General features: G+C 69.6%; 25 protein-coding genes. 21 read left to right on the plus strand and 4 right to left on the minus strand.

Annotation, left to right across the window (positions count from 1 at the left end; all coding sequences use genetic code 11):
* The first annotated feature begins 262 nt into the window (after positions 1-262).
* The 9 genes from OG496_RS35725 to OG496_RS35765 all read left to right on the plus strand — a co-directional run bounded on the left by OG496_RS35725 (position 263) and on the right by OG496_RS35765 (position 8,357).
* The gene (locus tag OG496_RS35725) at positions 263-1,447 is read left to right on the plus strand and encodes a sensor histidine kinase (RefSeq protein WP_405973827.1); all 1,185 of its coding nucleotides are present in this window, start codon (positions 263-265) and stop codon (positions 1,445-1,447) included.
* A 60-nt stretch (positions 1,448-1,507) separates the two neighbouring features.
* Positions 1,508-2,383: a response regulator gene (locus OG496_RS35730; protein ID WP_405973828.1), complete on the plus strand. Its 876-nt coding sequence runs from the start codon at positions 1,508-1,510 to the stop codon at positions 2,381-2,383.
* Between the two features lie 211 nt (positions 2,384-2,594).
* Positions 2,595-2,792 (plus strand): hypothetical protein, encoded by a 198-nt coding sequence (locus OG496_RS35735; protein ID WP_329349594.1) that lies wholly within the window; start codon positions 2,595-2,597, stop codon positions 2,790-2,792.
* Positions 2,792-3,394 carry a pilus assembly protein TadG-related protein gene (locus OG496_RS35740; protein ID WP_405973829.1) on the plus strand — a complete coding sequence of 201 codons (603 nt, stop codon included), beginning with the start codon at positions 2,792-2,794 and terminating at the stop codon, positions 3,392-3,394. Before OG496_RS35735 ends, OG496_RS35740 begins: the two co-directional genes overlap by 1 nt.
* Positions 3,395-3,428: 34 nt before the next feature.
* Positions 3,429-4,007, plus strand: coding sequence for a hypothetical protein (locus OG496_RS35745; RefSeq protein WP_405973830.1), 579 nt, complete (start codon positions 3,429-3,431; stop codon positions 4,005-4,007).
* Between the two features lie 55 nt (positions 4,008-4,062).
* Positions 4,063-4,650 (plus strand): OmpA family protein, encoded by a 588-nt coding sequence (locus tag OG496_RS35750; RefSeq protein WP_399387611.1) that lies wholly within the window; start codon positions 4,063-4,065, stop codon positions 4,648-4,650.
* 131 nt (positions 4,651-4,781) lie between these two features.
* Entirely contained in the window at positions 4,782-6,875 is a 2,094-nt protein-coding gene (locus tag OG496_RS35755) for a hypothetical protein (protein ID WP_405973831.1), read from the plus strand.
* Positions 6,872-7,702, plus strand: a complete 831-nt coding sequence (locus OG496_RS35760) for a hypothetical protein (protein WP_405973832.1) — start codon at positions 6,872-6,874, stop codon at positions 7,700-7,702. The genes OG496_RS35755 and OG496_RS35760 overlap by 4 nt, the downstream gene beginning before the upstream one ends.
* A gap of 277 nt (positions 7,703-7,979) precedes the next feature.
* The gene (locus tag OG496_RS35765; RefSeq protein ID WP_405973833.1) at positions 7,980-8,357 is read left to right on the plus strand and encodes a hypothetical protein; all 378 of its coding nucleotides are present in this window, start codon (positions 7,980-7,982) and stop codon (positions 8,355-8,357) included.
* 78 nt (positions 8,358-8,435) lie between these two features.
* Here the strand turns inward: OG496_RS35765 and OG496_RS35770 are convergent, their stop codons facing one another.
* Complete coding sequence (locus OG496_RS35770; RefSeq protein WP_405973834.1) at positions 8,436-8,801, minus strand: DUF192 domain-containing protein; 366 nt, start codon at positions 8,799-8,801, stop codon at positions 8,436-8,438.
* Between the two features lie 132 nt (positions 8,802-8,933).
* On the opposite strand from OG496_RS35770, the gene OG496_RS35775 reads away from it, so the two are divergent.
* From OG496_RS35775 to OG496_RS35785, 3 genes are read left to right on the plus strand one after another with little or no spacing between them, the layout of a single operon-like run.
* Positions 8,934-9,701 carry a prepilin peptidase gene (locus OG496_RS35775; protein WP_405973835.1) on the plus strand — a complete coding sequence of 256 codons (768 nt, stop codon included), beginning with the start codon at positions 8,934-8,936 and terminating at the stop codon, positions 9,699-9,701.
* A 55-nt stretch (positions 9,702-9,756) separates the two neighbouring features.
* Complete coding sequence (locus tag OG496_RS35780) at positions 9,757-10,344, plus strand: dihydrofolate reductase family protein (protein ID WP_405973836.1); 588 nt, start codon at positions 9,757-9,759, stop codon at positions 10,342-10,344.
* A gap of 40 nt (positions 10,345-10,384) precedes the next feature.
* Positions 10,385-11,257: an LLM class flavin-dependent oxidoreductase gene (locus tag OG496_RS35785; RefSeq protein WP_405973837.1), complete on the plus strand. Its 873-nt coding sequence runs from the start codon at positions 10,385-10,387 to the stop codon at positions 11,255-11,257.
* 94 nt (positions 11,258-11,351) lie between these two features.
* Here OG496_RS35785 and OG496_RS35790 read toward each other — a convergent pair whose 3' ends face one another.
* A complete protein-coding gene (locus OG496_RS35790) occupies positions 11,352-11,891 on the minus strand; it encodes a DinB family protein (protein WP_405973838.1) in 540 nt (179 codons plus the stop codon).
* A gap of 49 nt (positions 11,892-11,940) precedes the next feature.
* On the opposite strand from OG496_RS35790, the gene OG496_RS35795 reads away from it, so the two are divergent.
* The 5 genes from OG496_RS35795 (at position 11,941) to OG496_RS35815 (ending at position 18,604) form a co-directional block, all read left to right on the plus strand.
* On the plus strand, positions 11,941-12,747 hold the full coding sequence (locus tag OG496_RS35795; protein WP_405973839.1) for a class I SAM-dependent methyltransferase: 807 nt from the start codon (positions 11,941-11,943) through the stop codon (positions 12,745-12,747).
* Positions 12,748-13,555: 808 nt separating this feature from the next.
* Positions 13,556-14,329: an isoprenyl transferase gene (locus OG496_RS35800; protein WP_328679520.1), complete on the plus strand. Its 774-nt coding sequence runs from the start codon at positions 13,556-13,558 to the stop codon at positions 14,327-14,329.
* Between the two features lie 372 nt (positions 14,330-14,701).
* Positions 14,702-16,027, plus strand: coding sequence for a PhoH family protein (locus OG496_RS35805; RefSeq protein ID WP_019058501.1), 1,326 nt, complete (start codon positions 14,702-14,704; stop codon positions 16,025-16,027).
* Positions 16,028-16,408: 381 nt separating this feature from the next.
* Positions 16,409-17,125, plus strand: coding sequence for a lytic transglycosylase domain-containing protein (locus tag OG496_RS35810; RefSeq protein WP_405973840.1), 717 nt, complete (start codon positions 16,409-16,411; stop codon positions 17,123-17,125).
* A 156-nt stretch (positions 17,126-17,281) separates the two neighbouring features.
* Positions 17,282-18,604 carry an AI-2E family transporter gene (locus OG496_RS35815; protein WP_366489540.1) on the plus strand — a complete coding sequence of 441 codons (1,323 nt, stop codon included), beginning with the start codon at positions 17,282-17,284 and terminating at the stop codon, positions 18,602-18,604.
* 125 nt (positions 18,605-18,729) lie between these two features.
* Here the strand turns inward: OG496_RS35815 and OG496_RS35820 are convergent, their stop codons facing one another.
* Together OG496_RS35820 and OG496_RS35825 are read right to left on the minus strand one after the other, a co-directional pair.
* On the minus strand, positions 18,730-19,266 hold the full coding sequence (locus OG496_RS35820) for an alkyl hydroperoxide reductase (protein ID WP_366489542.1): 537 nt from the start codon (positions 19,264-19,266) through the stop codon (positions 18,730-18,732).
* A gap of 6 nt (positions 19,267-19,272) precedes the next feature.
* Positions 19,273-19,824 carry a peroxiredoxin gene (locus tag OG496_RS35825; RefSeq protein WP_405973841.1) on the minus strand — a complete coding sequence of 184 codons (552 nt, stop codon included), beginning with the start codon at positions 19,822-19,824 and terminating at the stop codon, positions 19,273-19,275.
* A gap of 135 nt (positions 19,825-19,959) precedes the next feature.
* Here OG496_RS35825 and OG496_RS35830 point away from each other — a divergent pair, with 135 nt between their 5' ends.
* The 4 genes from OG496_RS35830 (at position 19,960) to OG496_RS35845 (ending at position 22,891) form a co-directional block, all read left to right on the plus strand.
* Positions 19,960-20,916, plus strand: coding sequence for a LysR substrate-binding domain-containing protein (locus OG496_RS35830; RefSeq protein ID WP_366489544.1), 957 nt, complete (start codon positions 19,960-19,962; stop codon positions 20,914-20,916).
* Between the two features lie 177 nt (positions 20,917-21,093).
* Positions 21,094-22,002 carry a MarR family transcriptional regulator gene (locus tag OG496_RS35835; protein ID WP_405973842.1) on the plus strand — a complete coding sequence of 303 codons (909 nt, stop codon included), beginning with the start codon at positions 21,094-21,096 and terminating at the stop codon, positions 22,000-22,002.
* A 96-nt stretch (positions 22,003-22,098) separates the two neighbouring features.
* A complete protein-coding gene (locus OG496_RS35840; protein ID WP_327407098.1) occupies positions 22,099-22,458 on the plus strand; it encodes a roadblock/LC7 domain-containing protein in 360 nt (119 codons plus the stop codon).
* Between the two features lie 4 nt (positions 22,459-22,462).
* A complete protein-coding gene (locus OG496_RS35845) occupies positions 22,463-22,891 on the plus strand; it encodes a hypothetical protein (RefSeq protein ID WP_026150674.1) in 429 nt (142 codons plus the stop codon).
* The last annotated feature ends 8 nt before the right edge of the window (positions 22,892-22,899 follow it).

A 22,899-nucleotide genomic window follows, 5' to 3' on the forward strand; every position in this document is an offset into this window, starting at 1 on the left:
GTCGGGGGCGACGGACATTCCGGTGACCTCGGTGACGCCCGCGTTGCCGGTGGGATGGGCGCCGGCGGGGGGCTGGCTTCCGGGGGTACCGAGGCCGCCGGCGCAGCCGGGTGTGGAACGGTTGGCCGCCGACGGCGAGGACACCCCACAGGGGCCACCGGCACCTGACGACGATGGCCGCACGGGTGGTGCGGGTGCGGGGCAAATCCCGGCCGAGGGCCGGGAAGTGGCCCTACCCATCCAGATCAGCGCCCTACAAGCAATGTGCAGGCAGGTCTTCGGCTTCCGCCTTGCGATGATCGCCCTGGCCGCCCCCTCCGCCCTGGTCAACGCCACCCCCGGCGTAGCCACCCGCCTCGTAGGCGCAGCCGTAGTAGTCACGTTCATGGCGTCCTACGTCCTGTTCCGCGACTGGGAACGCTTCGGCCCCCTGCTCCTCCGCCACCCCTCCCTCCTGGCCGTGGACACCCTCTTCGGCTCCCTCCTCCTGATCTCGGCAGGACCCACCAGCACGCTCGCCTACGTCAGCGTCTGCACCCCCCTCCTCGCCGGCATCGTCTACGGCTGGCGAGGCGCCGGCTGCTTCGCGAGCCTCCAGGCGGTGATCCTGGTGCTGGCGCAGACCGCCGCGGCGGACGCCCACCGGATCGTGGCGCAGAGCTTCCTCCTCCCCGGCCTGTGCGTGATCGCCGGCGCGGTGGGAGTGACCCTGCGCAACCTGATGCTCCGCTTCGGCGAAGCCACGGCCGCGCTGACGACGGTCCAGGCCCGTCTCGCCGTGACGGAGGCGGTAGGAGCCGAACGAGCCCGCCTGGCAAGGGAGTTGCACGACTCGGTGGCGAAGACCCTGCACGGCGTGGCCCTCGCGGCGGACGGCCTGGCGGGCTCGGCGGGCGCGGACCGCATGAACCCGACCCTGATCAGGCAACAGGCGGAGCTGGTGGCCCGCTCGGCGCGCAGGGCGGCGGCGGAATCCCGCGAACTCCTGGCGGACCTGCGGCGCGAGTCCAACCCGGCCGAGGGCACGGACGTACTCGTGGAACTGGCCGCCCGCACAAGGGACTTCAGCACCAGAACCGGCCTGCCCACGACCTACCGCCCGACCGGCGAACACGGTGTGCCGCCGGTCCCGCCCGCCGTGGCACGCCAGCTCCTCACCATCGCGACGGAGGCGATGGAGAACGCCCACCGCCACGCGACCCCCACCAAGGTCGACGTGGAGGCCGGGGTCCACGACAGCCTCCTCCGCATCAGCGTCTACGACGACGGCCGCGGCCTGCCGCCCGGCACCACCCTCGAACAGCTGCGCAGGGCAGGCCACTTCGGCCTGGTCGGCATGGTCGAACGGGCCGCGTCGGTCGGCGCCCGCATCCGCATCGGACGGGGCGGCCACGACGCGGGCACGGAGGTCCGCCTGGAACTCCCGCTGGGAGCCCTGACGACCTGACGGCGTAACCCCATCCCCCCACCCGCACAGACGACTTGAGAGACCTGAGAGGAGGCAGCCATGCCGGACCAGACGACGCCCCACCCCGGCGCTCCCCAGCCGCCGCCGAACCCGTTCCACAACTTCCCGCAGCCGGCGCCGACTTCAGCCCTCCGGGTCGTCGTGGCCGACGACAACCCGGTGGTCCGGGCGGGCCTGACGGCCCTGTTGTCGGGCCGCGCGGACATCACGGTCGTAGCGGAGGCGGCGGACGGCCGGGAGGCGTACGAGGCGGCCCACTTCCACCGCCCCGACGTGGTCCTCCTGGACGTCCGCATGCCGGGCGTGGACGGCATCTCGGCGCTCCCGTACCTGGTGCGGATCGCGCCGGTCGTGATGCTCACGTACAGCAGTGAGTCGGAGATCGTCCAGGAGGCGCTGCGGCGCGGGGCGGGCGGTTATCTGGTCCACGGCGAGTTCACGGCGGACGAACTGGTCGCCGCCGTACGGGACATCAGGCAGGGCAGGGCCCATTTCACGCCATCGGCGGCGGGCGCACTGCTCGCGCAGCTGCGACAGGAGCGGACAGGCCCGTCCCTGCCCGAGGGCCTGGGCTCCTACGACTCTCAACTAGGTGCAGCTGCAAACGGAACAGCCCCCTCGATGCCCCATACTCAGCCGAATTTGCCACACGGCCTTTCGCAACTGCAATCAACTGTGAGACAGTCATCCTCGGACAGGTCACGGTTCCAACTGAGCGCGAGGGAGGCGGAGATCATGGACCACATCGCGTCCGGCATGACCAACCAGCAGATCGCCGCCACCTGTTTCATCTCCGAGAAGACCGTCAAGAACCACATCAACCGCATCTTCGCCAAACTCCACAGCACCAGCCGTTCCGAGGCCGCGGCCAAGTGGCTTGGTACGGCGCCGGGTTCGGCCCGAGGGCTGGGGTGACCGGTGACGCGGCGACGGTGGACCCAACTGCCGGGCCGGTGGGCCCGGTTCGGCGACGGGCGGGCCCAGTGCGAAGCCCGGGACTCCGATTGGGCCCGATTTTGGGCCCTGGGGCCCTCTGGCGTACCTGTAGTTCGGGCATACCGTTCTCATGTCGAAAGCGGCACCGGCGACGAGGAAGCCGGGATCGAGTCTCTCGGAGGGGAACACCATGAGCAACTGGATCAACACCACCGTGACGTACCTTCAGGCCCGCGCCGCCCGCAGCGACAAGGGTCAGACCGCGGTGGAGTACCTGGGCATCATCGCCGTGGTGGTCGCGATCGTGCTGGCGATCACGGGTACGGACATCGGGCAGTCGATCTTCGACGCGATCACGACGAAGATCGGCGAGGTCACCGGCGGCTGATGCGGCCGCGTAGGTACAGCGACGCAGGGCAGGCCTTCCCCATCTACATCACGGTGGTGGCGGGTCTGCTCTTTCTCGCGTTCGCCTACGTCGCGGTCGGCCAGGCCGCAGTGAACCGGGGTGGCGCCCAGACGGCCGCGGACGCGGCAGCGCTCGCGGCGGCCCAGGACACTCGGGACCAACTTGCGGGCAAGTGGGTGGAGAACGTACTCGACCCGACCAAGTGGCAGGAGATCTTCGACGGCAACGTGGCGGGACTCGTCGACGGATGCGGGCGTGCCGATGAGCTCGCGGGGCAGAACGACGCCCACGTGACCAGTTGTTCCCCGCCGACGGGGCTCCCCCTGGAGTACACGGTCGCCGTCGAGACGGACAAACCGGTCGGGGATTCGATCGTCCCCGGCACGGAGAGCACGTACTCGAAGGCTCATGCCACCGCCGTGATCGAGCCGCTCTGCACGTTCCAACTCCCCGGCGAGGGCGCCGGAGACGACGTGCTGCCGAAGCTCACCTGCAAGGACAGGGACTGGGACCTCGACCCGACGGATCTCACCGATCTACCGGGACCCGAGGACCTCTTCGACGTCCATCTGGCCGACTGACAAGCGAACGACGAGTGATGAAGGAAGCAGAGTCATGAGCATTCGGTTCACTTCGACGGCCCGCAGGGGGACGGTCGCACTGGCTGTCGCGGCCGGTCTGGCCTTCGGCGTGGCCGGCTGTGGGAGTGGCGGCGACGACAAGAAGCCGGACACTCCGGCGTCGGCCTCCAAGAGCAGCGGATCCGATCCGAGCGCTCAAGAGGGGCAGTCGGACGAGCCCCTGGCCGAGTTGAAAGGCTCGAACGGCCTGGTCCTGGACATCACTTCCGCCACTCGGGACTCGGGCGGCTTCATCACGGTGAACGGCAGTCTCAAGAACGACGGTGCCAACAGCATCGCGGTCCCTTCAGCGTTGAGCGGCAACGAGACCGAGATCATCAGGAACGGCAGGTCGTTGGGCGGCGCCACGCTCGTGGACTCCAAAGGCAAGAAGCGCTACTACGTACTGCGCGACACGGACGGCCGTCCGCTGACGACCACGGGCTTCTCGACCATCCGGTCGGGCGACGACCTGGCCGTCTTCATGCAGTTCCCGGCACCGCCGACGACCACGACCGAGGTCTCCTTCGAGCTGCCGACGTTCGCGGTCGCCACGATCAAGATCTCCGGATGAGGCGGCCGTGACCACCACTCCCCGTCTCGCCCTGGTCGTGACCGCCGCCACGATCATGGTCGCCGCGAACATCGTCGGCGCGGTGGCGGCGCACGCCGACGACACCCCGAGCCCGAGCGTCCCACCGGGCACCGAGGCCTCGGCCTCCGCTCCGGTGAAGGTCGACCCGAACGACCCGGACCTGAAGCTCCCCGAAGGCGCGACGCTCGCCGACCCCAAGGTCCTGGACATCAAGTCCGTCGTGGAGGACCAGGGCGGTGAGGAACGCCGTGAGGACACCAACTCGGACGTGACCTTCGCCCTCCAGGCCGAGGTCCTCTTCAGCAAGGACAGCTCCAAGCTGAGCGCCGAGGCGAAGTCCCGTATCGACGCGATCGCCGAGGAGATCAAGAAGCAGAACGCGTCGACGGTCCGCGTCTTCGGCTTCACCGACAACCTCGGCTCGTCCGCACACGGCGACGTCCTCTCCAAGCAGCGCGCCGACGCCGTACAGGCAGTCCTGGACTCGGACTTGAACAACCCGAACATCACCTTCGAGGTACGCGGCTACGGCGAGCAGTACCCGATCGCCGACAACTCGACAGAGGCCGGCCGCAAGAAGAACCGCAGGGTCGAGGTGACCTTCCCGCGCACGGAGAGCTGAGGCCCACCCAGGACTTGGGTACCGATTTGGGCCCACGGGCCCATCTCGGGCACCCGCCCCGTCCCTAACCTCTGGAACCTCTGCAAGGTCTTGTCGCGCTGTGAGCGACGTCGGGGGACGGGGGAGACACCATGGCCTCGATCGGAGGAGTGCCAGGAGTGCCGGAAGTGCCGGGCGGGCAAGGTGGGTCGAGCGGGCGCCGGGAGATGCCCGTGCCGCTCGCCACCGCGCTGGTGTTGGTGCACGTGCTCTTCGCCGTCACCCTCGTCGGCGGGCTCGGGCTGCTGATGACCGCCGGAGCGTACGACGCGCTCGACGGACAGGTGATCGCCCTCGTCGTGTACGCCGCCGCACCCGGCGTCCTCGGCTGGTGGCTCGCCCGGCGGAGTTGGGAGGGCGGGACCCGCGTCCGGCGTGGACTCCTCGCCGTACAGGGCTGGTTGGTCCTCGGCGGGGTCGTCAACCTCGCCTCCGGTTCCTCCCGTGGGGGACTGCAGCTGCTCCTCCCGATCCTCATCCTGTTCTTCCTGTCCCGCCCCGAAAGCCGTCAGTGGTACGGGCTCGCCGAACTGGACCGGGTGGAGCGCCGGCCGTTCTCCCTGTCCCGGCTGATCCGTTGGCGCCGGGACGAGGGGCAGACAGCGGTCGAGTACGCCGGGTTCATCGCCATCGTCGCCGCGATCATCACCGCGCTGCTGGTCAGTGGCCTCGGTACCCAGATCTTCACCGGCATCCAGTCGGAGATCTGCAAGGTCACCGGCATGGCCTGCCCCGCTTCGACGGGCGGCGACACGGACACAGCCGCCCGCGACAACAACGGCAATGGCAACGGCGGGACTTCAGGCGGCACCGGCACCACCGGCGGCACCGACACGACCACCACCACCGACCCGGACCAGACCGACGACAAGAAGCCCGCCCCGGCCGACGACAAGGACGGCAAGGACGACAAGAAAGACGACGACGGCTGCTTCTCCGGCGTCGGCGCCTTCTTCGGCTGCGCCGGCAACCAGGTCAAACAAGTCGGCCAAGGCCTCTTCGTCGACGGCGTCTGGGGCGACCTCACCGGCATCTACGACATGGTCCGCCACCCGGTGGACACCCTGAAGGGCATCGGCGACTACGGCAAACAGCTCGGCGACGACTGGTCGAAGAACTCCAAGGACGCCGGCAAGAAGTGGTCCGACGGCGACTACGGCGGCGCCCTGTGGGACTGGGCCGGTGCTTCCGTCAAGACCGGTGGCACGGTCCTCTACGACGTGTTCATCGGCGACGACGTCGCCAAGGACTGGAACAACGGCGACAAGACCCGCGCCGTCACCCACGTCCTCTGGAACGTCGGTTCCCTCTTCATCCCGGGCTACGACGGCGCGAAGATCGTCGAGAAGGTCGGCGACCTCGGCAAGATCGGCAAGCTGGGGAAGCTCGGCGAACTCGCGGAGAAGGCGGCCAAGGCCGCGGAGGACGCGAAGAAGGCCGCCAAGGCCGGTGACGTCGAGGGCGCCGACAAGGCCGCCAAGGCTGCCGACGACGCCGCCGAGGAAGCGGAGAAGAAGGCCGAGAAGACCGGCTGCACGATCGGCGCGCCGAGTCGCCGGATCCCGTACGACGGCAATGGCCCCGATACGCCCGGCACCCTCACCGGTTCCTCCGGCGCGGGCACCACCGTCCTCGCCGCCGGCGGCTCCCCGTACGTCGTCCTCGCCGAGGACGGTTGCGACGAGGACGCCAAGAAGGAGGCGGAGGACGCCCGCAAGCAGGCGGACGAGGCCGACAAGGCGGCGGACCGGTGGGAGGCGGGGGACGACGTCTCCGGGCCGGCGCGCGGGAAGACACTGAGGTTCCCCAACAAGCGGCACACCATCGGCGGAGCCGGAAGTGGTCAGGTCAAGGAAGCGAACACAGTGATCCTCCGGGGAAACGAGGATCTGGTCCGCGCGGACATCGAGGGCATAGCGAAGAACCGTGCCACGCTGTCGCCCGACGGGAACACGTACGAGATCAACGGTCGCAAGTACCGGGTCGAGGACAATGGAACGGTCTTCCCGGTCTCCGGCCCCGGCCTGGTCGACATGGACCGCATTGAATACGCTGCGCTGAAGGAGATCGTCCGGAACAAGGGCGACCTCAGCAAGTCGCAGCAACTGCAGCGTGACCCCAAGTTCGTCAACAACCCCGAAAAGGTGGCGAAGGCGAAGCAGGTGTACGACGGGACGTACAAGTGATCGCGAATCTCTTCACCGTCATGGAGGTCGAGCCGACGATCCTGCGGAGGGCGCTGGCGGATCTGCTGGGCGTAGCGGTGGCAGCCGTCGATGTCGCCGATACGGACGGGGACCAGGAAGCTCGGCGTTGGGACGCACCCGTCCTGTGCACCTACCGTGTGTTGCCGCCCGGTGACCTGGCGCTGGAACTCGACCTCTACGTCGAGGACGGGACGGCGGGTGCCCGCACGGAGGCGGGGCTCGCACACGGGGTCGCGGTCGGAACGGCGACCTCGGTTCTCTACCCCTCGTCGGACCTCGTCCTGGACAGCGCCTACTGGGTCGCGGTGCCGGACGGACGGGCCGTGCGATGCCGCCTGGAGGCGATCGACTCCGACGAGGACACGACGTACCGGGTGGACGCGGTGGAGGAGTACGTGCGCGACCTTCCGCGGGCCAGAGTGGAGAACCTCCCCGAAGTGCTCGACGGTGAGCGCATCGAGACCCCCGTCGCCGACGCCTTCCTGGCCACGTATCCGACGGGGACGACGGCAAGCGTGGAGGGCCGCGTCCACTTCTGCCTGCGTGTATGGGAACGGCTCGTACGCCGTCTGACCACCGGGTGGAGTCCTTCGGGGCGTTACCGTGAGGACCTTTTCCAGCGTGACCTCCGGGCCCGGGACGACCTGACGCGGCTGACGGCCGAGGTCGACGCCGAGCATGCCGAGGGTCTGCGTACAGCGCTGGCCCGTCTGGACGACGAGTTCCGGGACCGCACGGAGCCCGGCGACCACACGGAGACCGAACGCTGGTGGTGGGACCGCCGCCTGCGGAGTATCCCCTGGTGACCCGCCCTGGCCACGAGGCCCGCGCACACCAACCGGCCCAGGACGAGCACCACTTGCTGCCCCCCCCGCCCTACGCGACCTCCCCTACAGCTGGGCCGCCGGCTTCCAATGGCCCGCCGAACTCCCGGAATCCGCCGACAACATCGCCCGCGCCCGCGCGATCCTTGAGGCCTGCGCACCCACAGCCCCCGAACCCGACCCGGTCCCCGCCCCCTCCTGGCACAGCTATGAGGACGAGGACGAGGAACCGCCCGCCTGGCTCGAAGTCCGGCAGGTCATGCGGGAGTTGATGCCGTATGCCCGCCTCGTCACCCAGGAACGGATGACCGAGGCGACCCGCGAGTGCGCCCTGCTCAACATCCCCGGCGTACCCGAGGACCCGGACAGCGAGGAGGCCGCGCGCTTCGTCCGGCGCTGGGTGACGTGGATCAGCGGCTGGATCGCCGGCGAGGTCTTCACCTGGCTCGGCATGTGCGTCGACGACGACACCCTCGTCACCCCGTGGGCGATGGAACTGGCCGAGCGGTACGCCCGGTTCGGGTTCGTTCCCGACCGTGCCGTGGCGATGCTGAACTGGCACGGCACCGTGCCCCGCAGCCGCGAGGCCCTAGCCCGGCTGGCCGCCGAGGGGAAGCTGCCGCCGGAGGACCGATGACCCCTCGGACCGGGAACGCGGGACCCGGGAACGCGGGAGCGCAGGAAGCCGCCTACCCGCCTACCTCACCTACCCCGCCTACCCCGTCTCCACCGACACCCGAACCCCCGCCTCCACCCCCCACCCCGCCATGACCCCCGCCCCCGCCTCCAGCACATGCCGGGACCGCAACCGTGGCAGCCCCAGTCGCCCCGGCTTCATCGTGTGGACGGCGATGACCTTCAAGTCCCGGTCCAGGTAAGCCACATCGATCGGGAAACGCATCCGGAACGTGTGCACGCTGCTCGCCGGTGAGAGCAGCATCGCGCCGTCGATCGCGTCCCGGCCGAGCAGCCCCTTCGTGCGCGCCCGGTACGAGGTCGCCAGCTCCAGCGGGACGGCGACCGCCCCCGCCGCCCCCGGCACGATCAGCTTCCCCCGACCGTCACTCCAGCGTCGTCCCATGCCAGGCCACCTTCCTGCGCCACCTCGGAACCGGTGTGAACCGAGTCAACCGACCGTATCCACCAGGGAGTAGGCCCCACATGGGCCCACGGACCCATGCCCCGACCGCCGCCCACTCGATATCGTCCCCGCGTGCGCCTGATTCTGATCGTCGTGGGTGCCCTGTGGGGCGCGTGGTCGGGCCTCCTGCTGCCCCGCGCCGCCCACCGCCTCTCCGTGGACCCCGAGGAACCCTGGAAGGGGCAGTGCCCCGACGGCCACCCGATCACGGGCCCGCTCGACGGCTGGCTCGGCCGGGCCCGCTGCACCACCGACACCAGCGGCCCGCGGCCCGGCACCACCGCCTGCGGTCCCTACGGCCCCCGAACCCCCGCCGTATCCACCGTGACCGCCCTCATCTGCGCGGCCCTCGCCGCGGCCACCGGCCCCCGCCCCGAACTCGTCGTCTGGCTGCTCGCCGCCCCCGTCGCCGTCCTCCTCGCGCTGGTCGACCTCCGGGTCCACCGCCTCCCCGACATCCTGACCCTCCCGCTCGCCGCGGCCACCCTCGCCCTCCTCGGCATCGCGGTCGCACTCCCCGCCGATGCCGGTTCCTGGCTCACGGCCCTCTACGGCGGACTCGCCCTCGGCGCCACGTACTTGGTGCTGTACCTCCTCAACCCCTCCGGCATGGGCTTCGGCGACGTGAAACTCGCCCTCGCCCTCGGCACCGCCCTCGGCTGGTACGGCTGGCCGGTGCTCGTCACGGGCGCCTTCGCGGGGGTGCTGTACGGCGCGGTCTACGGCCTCGGCATGGTCGCCCTGCGCCGTGCGGGCCGTAAGACGGCGATCCCGTTGGGGCCGTTCATGCTCGGGGGAGCGTTCACCGGGTTGATGCTGGGGGCGTTCGCGGTCGCGTGAGACGGTGGTGGACCCGGCGCCGAGCGGGGCCGACCACGAACGAGGCGGTGCGCCCATGCGGAAGATCAGCCTGATGATGTCCGTGTCCCTCGACGGCTACATGGAGGGCCCCGACCGCGACATCGACTGGCACATGGTCGACGAGGAACTCCACCAGCACATGAACGACACCCTCAAACACATGGGCGCCTTCGTCGACGGCCGCGTCACCCACGAACTGATGGCGGACTACTGGCCCACCGCCGACGCGGACCCCGACGCCCCCGCCGCCATCGCCGAGTTCGCCCGCATCTGGCGGGACATGCCGAAGATCGTGTACTCGCGCACCCTGCCCAGCGGCCCCGCCGACTGGAACACGACCATCGTGCCCGAGGTCGTCCCCGAGGAGGTGCTGGCCCTCAAGGAACAGCCCGGCGGCGACCTGGGCCTCGGCGGCGCCGACCTCGCCGCGACCTTCCTCCGCCTCGGCCTCGTCGACGAGATCAAGGTGTACGTCAACCCGATCGTCCTCGGCCGCGGCAAGCCGATGTTCCCCGTCTCCGACACCCGCACCCCGCTCCGCCTCACCGAGTCCCGCACCTTCGGCAACGGGGTCGTCCTCCTGCGCTACGAGCGCGCCGACCTTAACTCCAGTCACTCGTAAAGCTGTTGTCTGCGGCACTCTCCCCAGGTAGGAAGAACCCATGACCGGACTCGGCGCTGTGTTCCGTCCCCAACTTCCCCCCGAGCGACTGCGGGCGGTGGTCCGACTGGCCGACGCCTCGGGGCTCGAAGAGCTCTGGCTGTGGGAGGACTGCTTCCGGGAGGGCGGGATCTCGGCGGCCGCCGCCGCGCTCGCGTGGAGCGAGCACGTACGCGTCGGCGTCGGCCTGTTGCCGGTGCCGTTGCGGAACGTCGCCATCACCGCGATGGAGGTCGCCACGCTGGACCGGCTGTTCCCGGGGCGCGCGATCCTCGGCGTCGGGCACGGCGTGCAGGACTGGATGGGCCAGGTCGGGGCACGTGTCGAGTCCCCGGTGACCCTGCTGCGCGAGCATCTCGACGCGCTGCGCGCCCTGTTGCGCGGGGAGCGCCTCACGACCGACGGGCGGTACGTCAAGCTCGACGACGTTGTCCTCGACTGGCCGCCGGCCGGCCCCGTCGAGATCCTCGCCGGAGCCACCGGACCGCGCACCCTCCGCCTCTCCGGCGCCGCCGCCGACGGCACGATCCTCACCGCGAGCACCCCACCGGACGGCGTCCGCCGGGCCCGTCAACTCATCGACGAGGGGCGGGAGTCGGCCGGCCGCACCGAGCCGCACAAGGTCGTCGTCTATCTCCTCACCGCCACCGGTCCCGACGCCGCCGCCCGCCTGCGCGCCGAACTCGCCGACGAGGGCGTGGAGTCGGTCCCCGACCTCGGTGTCGCCGGCGACGCGGGCACCGTCGCGAAGGCAGTCCAGCGCCTCGCGGAGGCCGGCGCCGACACGGTGATCCTCCAGCCCACCGGCGACGAACCCGACCCGGAGGGCTTCGTACGCTTCGCGGCGGAGGAGGTCAGGGCGCTCGTCCCCTGAGCATCGACGCTCGTCCTCTGAACATCGAACCTCGGTCCCTGAACCTCGGCCCTCGTCCCCCGACCCCGGAGCTACGCCTCCGTCGACCCCGGAACTACGCCTCCGCCGGCCGATGATCCCCGGCCGCCCCGTCGATCAACTCCCGCACGATGTCCATGTGCCCCGCGTGTCTCGCCGTCTCCTCGATCAGCTGGACCAGCACCCAGCGCAGGGACACGGAGTGCTTGCGCCACGGCGGCCGGCCGACCGCGTCCAGCGGCAGCTCCGCGATCGTGCGGTCGGCGGCGGCGCGGGCACGGCCGTAGAAGGCGACGATCTGTTCCGTCGTCTCGTCCGGGCCCGCGGCCATGTCCTCGCCCTTGTACGCGTCGAACCACAGCGGCTCCACCTCGCGGCCGTAGCTCTCCACGAAATAGCCGTACTCCACCGACGCCAGATGCTTCACCAGCCCGAGCAGGCTCGTGCCCGAGGGTGTCATCGGGCGTCTGGCCTGCTCCTCGTCCAGCCCGTCCAGCTTCCACAGCACCGCGTCCCGGACCCGGTCCAGGCTCGCGTGCAGCATCGCCTTCTCGTCGCCGTGGTACGGCAGCCCCGTATCGCCGTTGTCCATGTCCTCGTCCCCCTCCTCGGCCATGCTTCGAAATTAGCAGCGCCCACTGACAACGCCCTGCGACCATCGCCCCATGGACAACAGCGGGAGCAGCACGAGCAGTACGGGCAGCTTCGAGGACCTCGTCGTGGAAGGCCTCGCCGTCCCCACCGAGGGCTGGGACTTCTCCTGGTTCGAGGGCCGGGCCACCGAGGCGCGCCCCTCGTGGGGGTACGCGCGGTCCGCCGGTGACCGGCTCTCCCGCGCGACCACCGCCCTGGACGTCCAGACCGGGGGAGGGGAGGTCTTCGACTTCGCCCTGAGCCGGGCCGCCGCGCAGCCGCCGATGCTCGTCGCCGCCACCGAGGGCTGGCCGCCGAACGTCGCCAAGGCCACCGAACTGCTCCGCTCACGCGGTGTCGTGGTGGTCGCCGCGCCCGAGGACGCCCCGCTGCCCTTCGCCGACGGCGCCTTCGACCTCGTCCTGAGCCGCCACCCGGTCCGCGCCCACTGGCCGGAGATCGCCCGCGTCCTGCGCCCCGGCGGCACGTACTTCGCCCAGCACGTCGGCCCCCGCAGCGCCTTCGACCTCGTCGAGCACTTCCTCGGCCCCCAGCCGGAGTCCGTGAGCGGCGCCCGCGACCCCGAACACGAGCGGGCCGGCGCCGAGGCGGCAGGGCTGGAGATCGTCGAACTCCGCGCCGAGCGGCTGCGCATGGAGTTCTACGACATCGCGGCCGTCGTCCACTTCCTCCGCAAGGTGATCTGGATGGTCCCCGACTTCACGATCGAGGCCTACGAGCCCCAACTCCGCGCCCTGCACGAGTGGATCGAGGCCGAGGGCCCGTTCGTGACCCACAGCACCCGCCACCTCTTCGACATCCGCAAGCCGCACGCGTGACCGCCCGGTCTCCCGGCGCCGCGCGCCATTTGGCGAAATCCCGCGCGCCCGCGTGGCCGTAGTCCCGCGCTTGTCGCCGTACGGGTGTCAGCGCCGTCCCATCTCTCCTCACCACGTGCCGGGCTCGCTCGGCGTGGCCGGGAAGCGGGCGCCGCCACGCCCGGCCGGGACCACGTCACCTCACGTTCCCCATACGTACACGGGTTTTCCACATCGTTATCGAGATCGACTCGCATCCCACCCGCCGCCTCACGTAAGTTCAGACCAAGGTAATTCGCGTGAGCAAAGCCTCGCGGTCGGCACCGTGCGGTGGAGGGGGCCGCGCGGTGCCCTGCCCCGTCAAGCGGACGTTCGCTGACGGCGTCACCCCTGAGAGCGACATGCCGGGGGTCGGCGGAAAACCTCCACGTTCTCCTTGGAATCCGCTGTGAATCGGCCATGATCAGGGCCGGAATCAGGGGTTCCACACCCCTTGACGCGTCGTCGGCCGGTTTCGGAGAGTAGTTGTGGCACGCCGATGCACGCAGCATCACTTACGAAGGGTTATGGTGGAAACCCCCCCTCGGGCCGGTCCGTATCCCCCCCACGGACCGGCCCGATTTTTTTGTGCCCGCGGCGACGGCCCTCGCGCCCGCCGGCGACGGACCGGCCGACGAACCCAGGACGAACCGGGGGTGACTCGCGTCCGACACGGGTCCGACCTTCGTGCCGAACCGGGATGAGCCCAGACACCCCTTGGGGGAACAGGGCTCCGGCGGGGGTAGGCTTCGACGCCGGGGACTGCCATCCACGGAGGGGCTGACAACACGTGAACCTGCGCGACACCCTGCGCCGCCTGCTGGTCAGGTTCTACGCACGCAGGGTGGGAGGCCATCTCGACCACGCTCAGGTGCCCAAGCACGTCGGCGTCATCATGGACGGCAACCGGCGCTGGGCGAAGGCGGCCGGCTCCACCACCGTCCAGGGGCACCAGGCCGGCGGCGACAAGATCGAGGAGTTCCTCGGCTGGTGCAGCGAGACGGACGTCGAGGTCGTGACGCTCTGGCTGCTGTCGACGGACAACTTCGACCGCCCCCAGGAAGAACTCGGCCCGCTGCTCGGCATCATCGAGAACGTCGTCAGTTCGCTCGCCGCGGACGGCCGCTGGCGCGTGCACCACGTCGGCACCCTCGACCTGCTGCCGTCGGGAATGCAGTCCGCCCTCAAGGAGGCGGAGGAGTCCACCGCGCACGTCGACGGGATACTCGTCAACTGCGCCATCGGCTACGGCGGCCGCCAGGAGATCGCCGACGCGGTCCGCTCGATGATCCTGGACGCCGCCGACAAGGGCACCTCCATGGAGGAGCTCGCCGAGCACGTGGATGTCGACCTCATCGGCAAGCACCTCTATACGGGTGCCCAGCCCGACCCCGATCTGGTGATCCGCACGAGCGGCGAACAGCGGCTGTCCGGATTCATGCTCTGGCAGACGGCCCACGCCGAGTACTACTTCTGCGAGGTCTTCTGGCCGGCCTTCCGCAAGGTCGACTTCCTGCGCGCGATGCGTGACTACGCGGCGCGACACCGGCGCTACGGCGGATGAAGAGGCCGCTACGGCGCGTGACGGGCCGTGGCGGAGAAGGATCGGGCCGCTACGGCGAATGACGGACAGAACCCCGGTACCACCCCCCTTGGGACGTAAGTAACAAGGAGTTCACCAGGGCGCCGTCATATGCCGTGGCATGGCGGCGCATGTTCGAGGGCATAAGCCAAGCAGGTCGACGCCCGAACCACGGGTGTCGTATCTCAGCGGACGGCACGGGGCCGTCCGCCCGGGAGGCCCTTTGCACCAGTTCGACCGTGCGGTCAGTACGGGCGAGACGGAGGGCCGGTTCTCGGCCCGCGCATCGCGGCCTGGACCGGTCCAGCTCCTCTCCGTCGCTCCCCGACCTCATCCGAGGGGGTACGTCCTTCCGTGGTGACCAGCACAAAGCGCCGTTTGCCTGACCGGCGCACTTATGTCATCGACACCAGCGTTCTGCTGGCCGACCCGAACGCACTGAACCGCTTCGAGGAGCACGAAGTCGTGCTGCCGATCGTCGTGGTCACAGAGCTGGAGGCCAAGCGGCACCATCCCGAACTCGGGTACTTCGCCCGGCAGGCCCTGCGCCTGCTGGACGAGTTCCGCGTCCGGCACGGTCGCCTCGACGCCCCCATCCCGATCGGGGAACTCGGCGGCACCGTCAGGGTCGAGCTCAACCACTCGGACCCCAGCGTGCTGCCCAGCGGCTATCGCCTGGGGGACAACGACTCCCGCATCCTCGCGGTCGCCCGCAACCTGCAGGCCGAGGGGTACGACGTCACCGTCGTGTCGAAGGACCTTCCGCTCAGGATCAAGGCATCCTCCGTCGGACTCCTCGCCGAGGAGTACCGCGCGGAGCTCGCCATCACGGGCTCCTCCGGCTGGACCGGAATGTCCGAACTGACCCTGCCGGGCGAACAGGTGGACATCCTCTTCGAGGAGGGCCGCGTCTACGTCCCGGAAGCCGCCGACTTCCCCGTCCACACCGGTCTCACGATCCAGTCCGAGCGCGGCAAGGCGCTCGGCCGGGTCACGGCCGACGGCAACGTCCGCCTCGTGCGCGGCGACCGGGAGGCGTTCGGCATCAAGGGCCGCAGCGCGGAACAGCGCATCGCGCTGGATCTGCTGCTCGACCCGGACATCGGGATCCTGTCGATGGGAGGCCGGGCCGGCACCGGCAAGTCCGCGCTCGCGCTCTGCGCGGGCCTGGAGGCGGTCCTGGAGCGGGGCCAGCACAAGAAGGTGATGGTCTTCCGGCCGCTGTACGCGGTGGGCGGACAGGAGCTGGGCTATCTGCCCGGCTCCGAGGCCGACAAGATGGGCCCCTGGGCCCAGGCGGTCTTCGACACGCTGTCCGCGGTCACCAGCCGCGAGGTCATCGAGGAGGTCACCGCCCGCGGGATGCTCGAAGTCCTGCCCCTCACCCACATCCGCGGCCGATCGCTGCACGACGCGTTCGTGATCGTGGACGAGGCGCAGTCCCTGGAGCGGAACGTCCTGTTGACCGTCCTGTCCCGGATCGGCGCCAACTCGCGGGTGGTCCTCACCCACGACGTGGCCCAGCGGGACAACCTCAGGGTCGGCCGCTACGACGGTGTCGTCGCCGTGGTGGAGAAGCTGAAGGGTCATCCGCTCTTCGCGCATGTGACCCTCACGAGGTCCGAGAGGTCCCAGATCGCGGCGCTTGTGACCGAAATGCTGGAGGACGGCCAAATCTGAGGTAGTACCGGCCAGTTGGCGCCGCTCCGTAAAGCCGATGAGCTTAGCGGGGCGGCGCTTCGGCGTCTTGCTGTTTCTCCAAATCCCGTGGGGCAAACGGGATGTGAGCTTTCACACGCAACTCAGAATTGCCACCCGGCGTCCGGTTACGGCAGAGTCTCATTCCTGTCAGGCCCCGCATACGACACACGTGTACCCCCAGCGGTACGCACCACTTGAGCATCACAGCCAACTCCACAGCGAAGTCGTATGCCGCCCGCTCTTCACGCGGCGCTCCCCGAGCGGGAGTTGCCCACCGGGCCCGTGCCTCCCGTGACCCCGTAGTTGGGAGGCCAGCGTTCAGGGGCACGATTGCGTCCGCCAGGGTCACCGAAGCGGACGATGCTGGAAGGACACCGTGTGAGCCGGATTTCGGTCCGGGGATTCGCAGTGGCTTCGGCCACCGCGGTCACCGCCGTCGGAAGCGTCGTAGGCGTTGCCTCGGGCAGCGTCGCACAGGCGCAGAACAATGACGCCGAGACGACGGCAGCCGACACCACGCTCCTGGCGGACATCCCCACGGGCCAGCAGGCCCAGGTACAGACCGCCTCCTTGACGCAGCAGGCCGACGCCCAGGCGATCCAGGCCGACGCGAGCGCCAAGAAGGACGCGGAGGAGTCGGCCCGCCTGGCCGCCGCCAAGACCGCCGTCGCCAAGAAGGCGGCCGCGGAGAAGGCCGAGAAGGCAGCCAAGGAGAAGGCAGAGGCGAAGGCCGCAGCCGCCAAGGCGAGCAGCTCCTCGTCGAGCTTCCCCGTGCAGAGCTCCTACACGGTCGCGCAGATCCAGTCGATGGCCGCCTCCATGGTGCCCAGCGGCCAGTACCAGTGCTTCAGCAACATCGTGGACCACGAGTCCAGCTGGAACTACCGCGCGGTCAACGCCTCTTCCGGCGCCTACGGCCTCTTCCAGGCCCTGCCCGGTTCCAAGATGTCCTCGGTCGGTTCGGACTGGCAGACGAACCCGGCCACCCAGATCAAGTGGGGCCTCAACTACATGGACAGCCGCTACGGCAGCCCGTGCGAGGCCTGGTCCTTCTGGCAGGCGAACAGCTGGTACTAGAACCGGCATTGGGTCGGACGGTCATTCTGGTCCGGGTCCGCTCAACCTCACGAGGCCCCTCCCCGTCATAGGGGGAGGGGCCTTCGCCCTGTACGGTCGGACTCGCAGCGACTCCAGGGGGGAGTAGTGGGGCAAGACGGGGGAAGAGGACGATTCATGTCGCGAGTACCAGGATGGCTCGGCAAGGTCGGCGCCGGACTGAGCGAGATGGGGGAGCGGTTGGACGAGCGCCGCGCCGAGGTGGCGAAGGAACACACCGAGGCCGAGCCCGAACCGCCCGCGGACGACCTCCAACCCCCGCAGCCCGTACCGGTACCCGTGGTCATCGCCCGTGACCGCCCCGAGCCGGCGCTCGCCGTGCCCTGGGGGGTGCGGGTCGCCGCGGAGGCCGGCTGGCGGCTGCTGATCCTGGCCGGCACGGTCTGGGTGCTGATGCGCGTCATCAGCGCGGTCCAACTGGTGGTCCTCGCCTTCGCGGCGGCCCTGCTCATCACGGCCCTGCTCCAGCCGACGGTGGCGGCCCTGATCCGCTACGGCTTCCCACGCGGCGTCGCCACCGCGCTCACCGCGATCCTCGGCTTCGTCGTGATGGGGCTGATCGGCTGGTTCGTGACCTGGCAGGTCATGGCGAACATCGACAACCTCTCCGACCAGGTCCAGAACGGCGTCGACGACCTGCGCAACTGGCTGCTCAAGGGCCCGTTCCACGTCACCGAGAAGCAGATCAACCAGATCGCCAAGAACCTCCGCGAGGCCATCGGCGCGAACACCGACCAGATCACCTCGGCGGGCCTGGAAGGCGTCCAGGTCATCGTCGAGGCGCTGACGGGCATCCTCCTGACGGTCTTCTCCACCCTCTTCCTCCTCTACGACGGCCCGCGCATCTGGAAGTGGTCGCTGAAGCTGGTGCCCGCGGCGGCGCGGCCGGCGATGGCGGGCGCGGGTCCTCGCGCGTGGCGCACGCTGACGGCCTACGTCCGCGGCACGGTGATAGTGGCGTTCATCGACGCGGTCTGCATCGGCGTCGGCATCTACTTCCTCGGCGTGCCGATGGCCGTACCGCTGGCCGTGTTCATCTTCCTGTTCTCGTTCATCCCGCTGGTCGGCGCGGTGGCCTCCGGCGCGCTGGCGGTGGTGGTCGCGCTGGTCACCCAGGGAGTCGTCGTAGCGCTCCTGACCCTGGGTGTGGTCCTGCTCGTCCAGCAGATCGAGGGCCACATCCTCCAGCCCTTCATCCTGGGCCGCGCGGTCCGGGTGCACCCCCTCGCGGTGGTCCTCTCGGTCGCGGCCGGCGGAATGATCGCGGGGATCGGCGGAGCGGTGGTGGCGGTGCCGCTGGTGGCGGTGCTGAACACGGTGGTGAGCTACCTCAAGTCGTACTCCCAGGAACCGGCGTCGATCCAGTCCCCGAAGCCGAGGGGGGCTACGGCGGTGTCCTCGACGCCGGAAGACACCCCGAGGCCGGACCCGGAACCGTAAAACCCTGGGGGCTCCGCCCCCAGACCCCCGTTTCCCACCCACCCACCCGTTCACCGTGGGTTGAAAGGTTCACCTTTGAGGTCTGGGGGCGGAGCCCCCAGCGGACAGCCGACGGTCAGTCGAAGTCACTCAGCGGCCAGAACCGCCTCCGCCTCCAACGTGACCCCCACCGCCTCCACAACTGCCGCGATCTTGAACGCCTCCTGGATCACCTCGCGCTCAACACCCGCCTTGCGCAACACCTGTTCGTGCGAGTCGAGACACATCCCGCACCCGTTGATCGCGGACACGGCGAACGACCACAGCTCGAAGTCGACCTTGTCGACCCCGGGGTTGCCGATGACGTTCATCCGCAGCCCCGCGCGCAGGGTGCCGTACTCGTGGTCGGACAGGAGATGACGCGTCCGGTAGAAGACGTTGTTCATCGCCATGATCGCGGCGGCGGACTTGGCGGCCGTGTACGCCTCCGGCGACAGCGCGGCCTTCGCCTCGGGCGCCAACTCCCGCAGCACGAGCGGCGATCGGGAGGCGATCGCCGTGGCGAGGACCGTGCCCCACAGCTGCTGGGCCGGCAGGTCGGAGTTGCCGATGACCGAACCGAGGTTGAGCTTCAGGTCCTTGGCGTAGTCCGGTATGGCGGACTTCAGGGTGTCCAGTGACATCTCAGGTCACTCCCCGGCCAGCAGCGCGCCCGCGTCGAGCGTGTCGTCGCCCTTGGTCCAGTTGCACGGGCAGAGCTCGTCCGTCTGGAGCGCGTCGAGGACCCGGAGGACCTCCTTCGGGTTACGGCCGACCGAGCCCGCGGTCACCATGGAGAACTGGATCTCGTTGTTCTGGTCCACGATGAACACCGCGCGCTTGGCGAAGCCGTCCTCGCCCTCGATGCCGAGGTCGCGCATCAGCTCGTGCCTGGAGTCGGCCAGCATCGGGAACGGCAGGTCGCGCAGGTCGTCGTGGTCCTTGCGCCAGGCGTGGTGGACGAACTCGGAGTCGCCGGAGAAGCCGAGCACCTGGGCGTCACGGTCGGCGAACTCGTCGTTCAGCTTGCCGAAGGCAGCGATCTCGGTGGGGCAAACGAAGGTGAAGTCCTTAGGCCACGCAAAAACCACGAGCCAACCGTCGTAGGTCTTGTGAGTGATCTGTTCGAACTCCTTGCCCTTCTCCAGCGAGACACAGGCGGTCAGATCGAACGACGGGAACTTGTCACCGACAGTGAGCACGCGCACTCCTTGCAGCGGAGAAGCACCCAAGCGGAATGGGTGCTTCTCGTGGTTTGGTCGGCCCCGATCCTGGCACAACGTGCATTGATTGTGGAAATAGCTACACTGGGTCGTGTTGATCGGAGGCGGTTATCAGTGACCGTTAGTAATACGAGTAAGAGGCGCCAGCCCAGCCTCGCGCAGCTGCGCGCCTTCTCCGCGGTCGCCGAGCACCTCCACTTCCGGGACGCCGCGGCCGCGATCGGCATGAGCCAGCCCGCCCTCTCCGGTGCCGTCGCCGCGCTGGAGGAGACCCTCGGCGTCACGCTCCTGGAGCGCACCACCCGCAAGGTGCTCCTGTCGCCCGCCGGCGAGAGGCTCGCCGTACGGGCGAAGGCGGTGCTGGAGGAGGTCGTGGCGCTGCTGGAGGAGGCGGAGGCGGTGCGGGCGCCGTTCACCGGGGCGCTGCGGCTCGGGGTCATCCCGACCGTCGCGCCGTATCTGCTGCCGACCGTGCTGCGGCTGGTGCACGACCGGTACCCGGACCTCGATCTCCAGGTGCACGAGGAACAGACCGCGAACCTGTTGGAAGGGCTGACCACCGGACGGCTCGACCTGCTGCTGCTCGCCGTGCCGCTGGGGGTGCCGGGCGTGGTCGAACTCCCGTTGTTCGACGAGGACTTCGTGCTCGTCACGCCCCTCGGCCATCCCCTCGGCGGGCAGACCGGCATCCCGCGCGAGGCGCTGCGCGAGCTGAACCTGCTGCTGCTCGACGAGGGGCACTGTCTGCGCGACCAGGCGCTCGACATCTGCCGGGAGGCGGGGCGGGCGGACGCCCCCGTCACCACCACCGCGGCCGGGCTGTCCACGCTGGTGCAGCTGGTCGCCGGCGGCCTCGGGGTCACCCTGCTGCCGCGTACCGCCGTGCGCGTCGAGACGACCCGCAGCGACCAACTCCTCACCGGCTACTTCACCGAGCCCGCCCCGACCCGCCGGATCGCCCTCGCGATGCGCACCGGCGCGGCCCGCCGCGCCGAGTACCAGGAACTGGCCGCCGCCCTGCGCGAAGCCCTGCGCCCCCTGCCCGTAAGGGTGTTGGGCACCGGCAACTGACCCGCCCCCGTTCGGTCAAATGAGCGTCGGACAAAGGAAATCGAACGGCGGTAATTCTCAACTTCCGTCACCCGCAGGCAGGTAGGAAGAACCCGTCCGGAATATGCGCGCGGACTGATACACCTTCACCCCTCAGCGCTACACGTCAGTTGCGTGTACGAAAAGCCTAGGGGAGTGATGTCGGGCATTCGGGATTCCCTCGGCCGGGTCGGTCACGACCTGCTCGCGCGGGCTCTCGCGACCTGTGGGCGCGAGGAGTTCACCGGGGGACTGCGGGTGTCCGGCAGACCCGGCGGCACCTTCCATCTGCGCGGCGGACTCGTCGTCGCCGTGGAGAGCCCCGGCGCACCGGGACCCGAGGCGCTGCTGCTGCGCTCCGGTCGGGTCGGCGGCGAGCAATGGGCCGATCTGGTACGGGAGTCGGGCGGCACGCGCTGGCCGCTGGACGGGCTGGTCGCCCACGGGTACGCGGGCGCCGCCCAGTTGCGGATCGTGTGTGTGCTGGCCCTCCACGACGCGGCCTTCGCGGTCGTCGCCGGAGACATCGACGACTGCGAACCCGCCCCGGACGCCCAGCCGTTCGCCCCGGTCTCACTCGGCGAGCCCTCGTCCCGGCTGCTCCAGGACGCGGTCCGCAAACGCGCCGCGATCGCCGCGCTGCCGTACCCCGTACGCCCCGACCGGGAGCGCCCGCGGCCCCCGGCGCACGCCCTGGACGAGGCCGGACTCGGGCTGCTGCAACGGGAGTTGCTCGCCCATGTCGACGGCCGCCGTACCGCGCGCGATCTCGCGTTCCGTACCGGGCGCGGGGTCTACCCGGTCACCGCCGAGGTCGCGCGGATGCTCGCCGAGGGACTGCTGGAGTGCGCGGACAGCCCCGTGCCGATCCCGGTGCGGGTGCCGCCCGAGGCACCCGTCGTACGCCGTCGTGAGCAACCGGCGCTCCCACCGCCGCAGTTCACCGCGCCCGCCGAGCTGCCCCGGCGTAATCCGGGTGCCAGCGGTATCACCGAAACTCTCGTCCCCGAGAAGAGCGGGGCGGGTTGGAAAGGGTTCTTCCGCCTGCGGAACGGAACCTCGAAATGAACACGATGAACACGATGAACGCATGAAAAAAGGCGAACAAAAGCGATCAGCCATAGGGGAGTTGAGTACGTGGATCACAAAGCCCTGGCACTGGAAATGCGCGAACTGCGGGAAAAGGTGACCGGTATCACCGACACCGCGCTCACGGCGGCCGACGGACTGCTCATCGCGGCCGACACCGCCGACACGATCGACCCGGAGGGCCTCGCCGCGCTGGCCGCGGCCGGCCTGGGCCTGGCCCGGCGCACCGCCGAGGCCACCGGCCGCGGCACGCTGCGCCAGACGGTGACGTACGGCAGTCACGGCTGCGCCGCGACCTACGCCGTCGGCGACACCGCGCTGATGGTGGTGCTCGGCGACGAGGGGATGGACGTCGACCGGCTGCACCTCGCGGCCCGGCCGACGCTCGACCGCATCGAGTCGATCCTCACGGAGAAGGCGTCAGAAGGAGTGTGAAGGGATGGCGACAAAACGTATGACCCCAGGATTCTCCGACCAGGTGATGGGCCTGGTCAAAACCCTCCGCACCGATGCCCCCGACTGTGTGGCCTCGGGTGTGGTCGACATGTCCACCGGCATGTTGCTGTCGTACGAGACCATCGACAACCACCCGCCAGAGGTCCTCGACCTGCTGGCGGGTGCGACCCTCGACCTGTTCCAGGGCCGGACGGTCGCGATGATCGAGGACGTCTTCAAGGAACGCCGCGGGATCACCAGTGACCACCACTACTTCCAGGAGATCCTCGTCAACAGCGAGAACCTCACCCATCTGTTCGTGCGGATGACCGAGCAACAGGACGTCGTCGCCGTGGTCGTCTGCCGCAAGTCCGTGAACGTGGGCATGCTCTTCGCCCAGGTCCGGCGCGTGGTGCGGGAGTACGGACTCTGACGAGGGTG

The organism is Streptomyces sp. NBC_00988 (assembly GCF_045162645.1).
Classification (GTDB): domain Bacteria; phylum Actinomycetota; class Actinomycetes; order Streptomycetales; family Streptomycetaceae; genus Streptomyces.

Bases quoted from the DNA above. Each gene is read 5' to 3' on its own strand.
- OG496_RS35725 (WP_405973827.1), top strand. From the start codon at position 263: ATGTGCAGGCAGGTCTTCGGCTTCCGCCTTGCGATGATCGCCCTGGCC.
- OG496_RS35730 (WP_405973828.1), top strand. From the start codon at position 1,508: ATGCCGGACCAGACGACGCCCCACCCCGGCGCTCCCCAGCCGCCGCCG.
- OG496_RS35735 (WP_329349594.1), top strand. From the start codon at position 2,595: ATGAGCAACTGGATCAACACCACCGTGACGTACCTTCAGGCCCGCGCC.
- OG496_RS35740 (WP_405973829.1), top strand. From the start codon at position 2,792: ATGCGGCCGCGTAGGTACAGCGACGCAGGGCAGGCCTTCCCCATCTAC.
- OG496_RS35745 (WP_405973830.1), top strand. From the start codon at position 3,429: ATGAGCATTCGGTTCACTTCGACGGCCCGCAGGGGGACGGTCGCACTG.
- OG496_RS35750 (WP_399387611.1), top strand. From the start codon at position 4,063: ATGGTCGCCGCGAACATCGTCGGCGCGGTGGCGGCGCACGCCGACGAC.
- OG496_RS35755 (WP_405973831.1), top strand. From the start codon at position 4,782: ATGGCCTCGATCGGAGGAGTGCCAGGAGTGCCGGAAGTGCCGGGCGGG.
- OG496_RS35765 (WP_405973833.1), top strand. From the start codon at position 7,980: ATGCGGGAGTTGATGCCGTATGCCCGCCTCGTCACCCAGGAACGGATG.
- OG496_RS35770 (WP_405973834.1), bottom strand. From the start codon at position 8,801: ATGGGACGACGCTGGAGTGACGGTCGGGGGAAGCTGATCGTGCCGGGG.
- OG496_RS35780 (WP_405973836.1), top strand. From the start codon at position 9,757: ATGCGGAAGATCAGCCTGATGATGTCCGTGTCCCTCGACGGCTACATG.
- OG496_RS35785 (WP_405973837.1), top strand. From the start codon at position 10,385: ATGACCGGACTCGGCGCTGTGTTCCGTCCCCAACTTCCCCCCGAGCGA.
- OG496_RS35790 (WP_405973838.1), bottom strand. From the start codon at position 11,891: ATGGCCGAGGAGGGGGACGAGGACATGGACAACGGCGATACGGGGCTG.
- OG496_RS35795 (WP_405973839.1), top strand. From the start codon at position 11,941: ATGGACAACAGCGGGAGCAGCACGAGCAGTACGGGCAGCTTCGAGGAC.
- OG496_RS35810 (WP_405973840.1), top strand. From the start codon at position 16,409: ATGCTGGAAGGACACCGTGTGAGCCGGATTTCGGTCCGGGGATTCGCA.
- OG496_RS35815 (WP_366489540.1), top strand. From the start codon at position 17,282: ATGTCGCGAGTACCAGGATGGCTCGGCAAGGTCGGCGCCGGACTGAGC.
- OG496_RS35820 (WP_366489542.1), bottom strand. From the start codon at position 19,266: ATGTCACTGGACACCCTGAAGTCCGCCATACCGGACTACGCCAAGGAC.
- OG496_RS35835 (WP_405973842.1), top strand. From the start codon at position 21,094: ATGTCGGGCATTCGGGATTCCCTCGGCCGGGTCGGTCACGACCTGCTC.
- OG496_RS35840 (WP_327407098.1), top strand. From the start codon at position 22,099: ATGCGCGAACTGCGGGAAAAGGTGACCGGTATCACCGACACCGCGCTC.
- OG496_RS35845 (WP_026150674.1), top strand. From the start codon at position 22,463: ATGGCGACAAAACGTATGACCCCAGGATTCTCCGACCAGGTGATGGGC.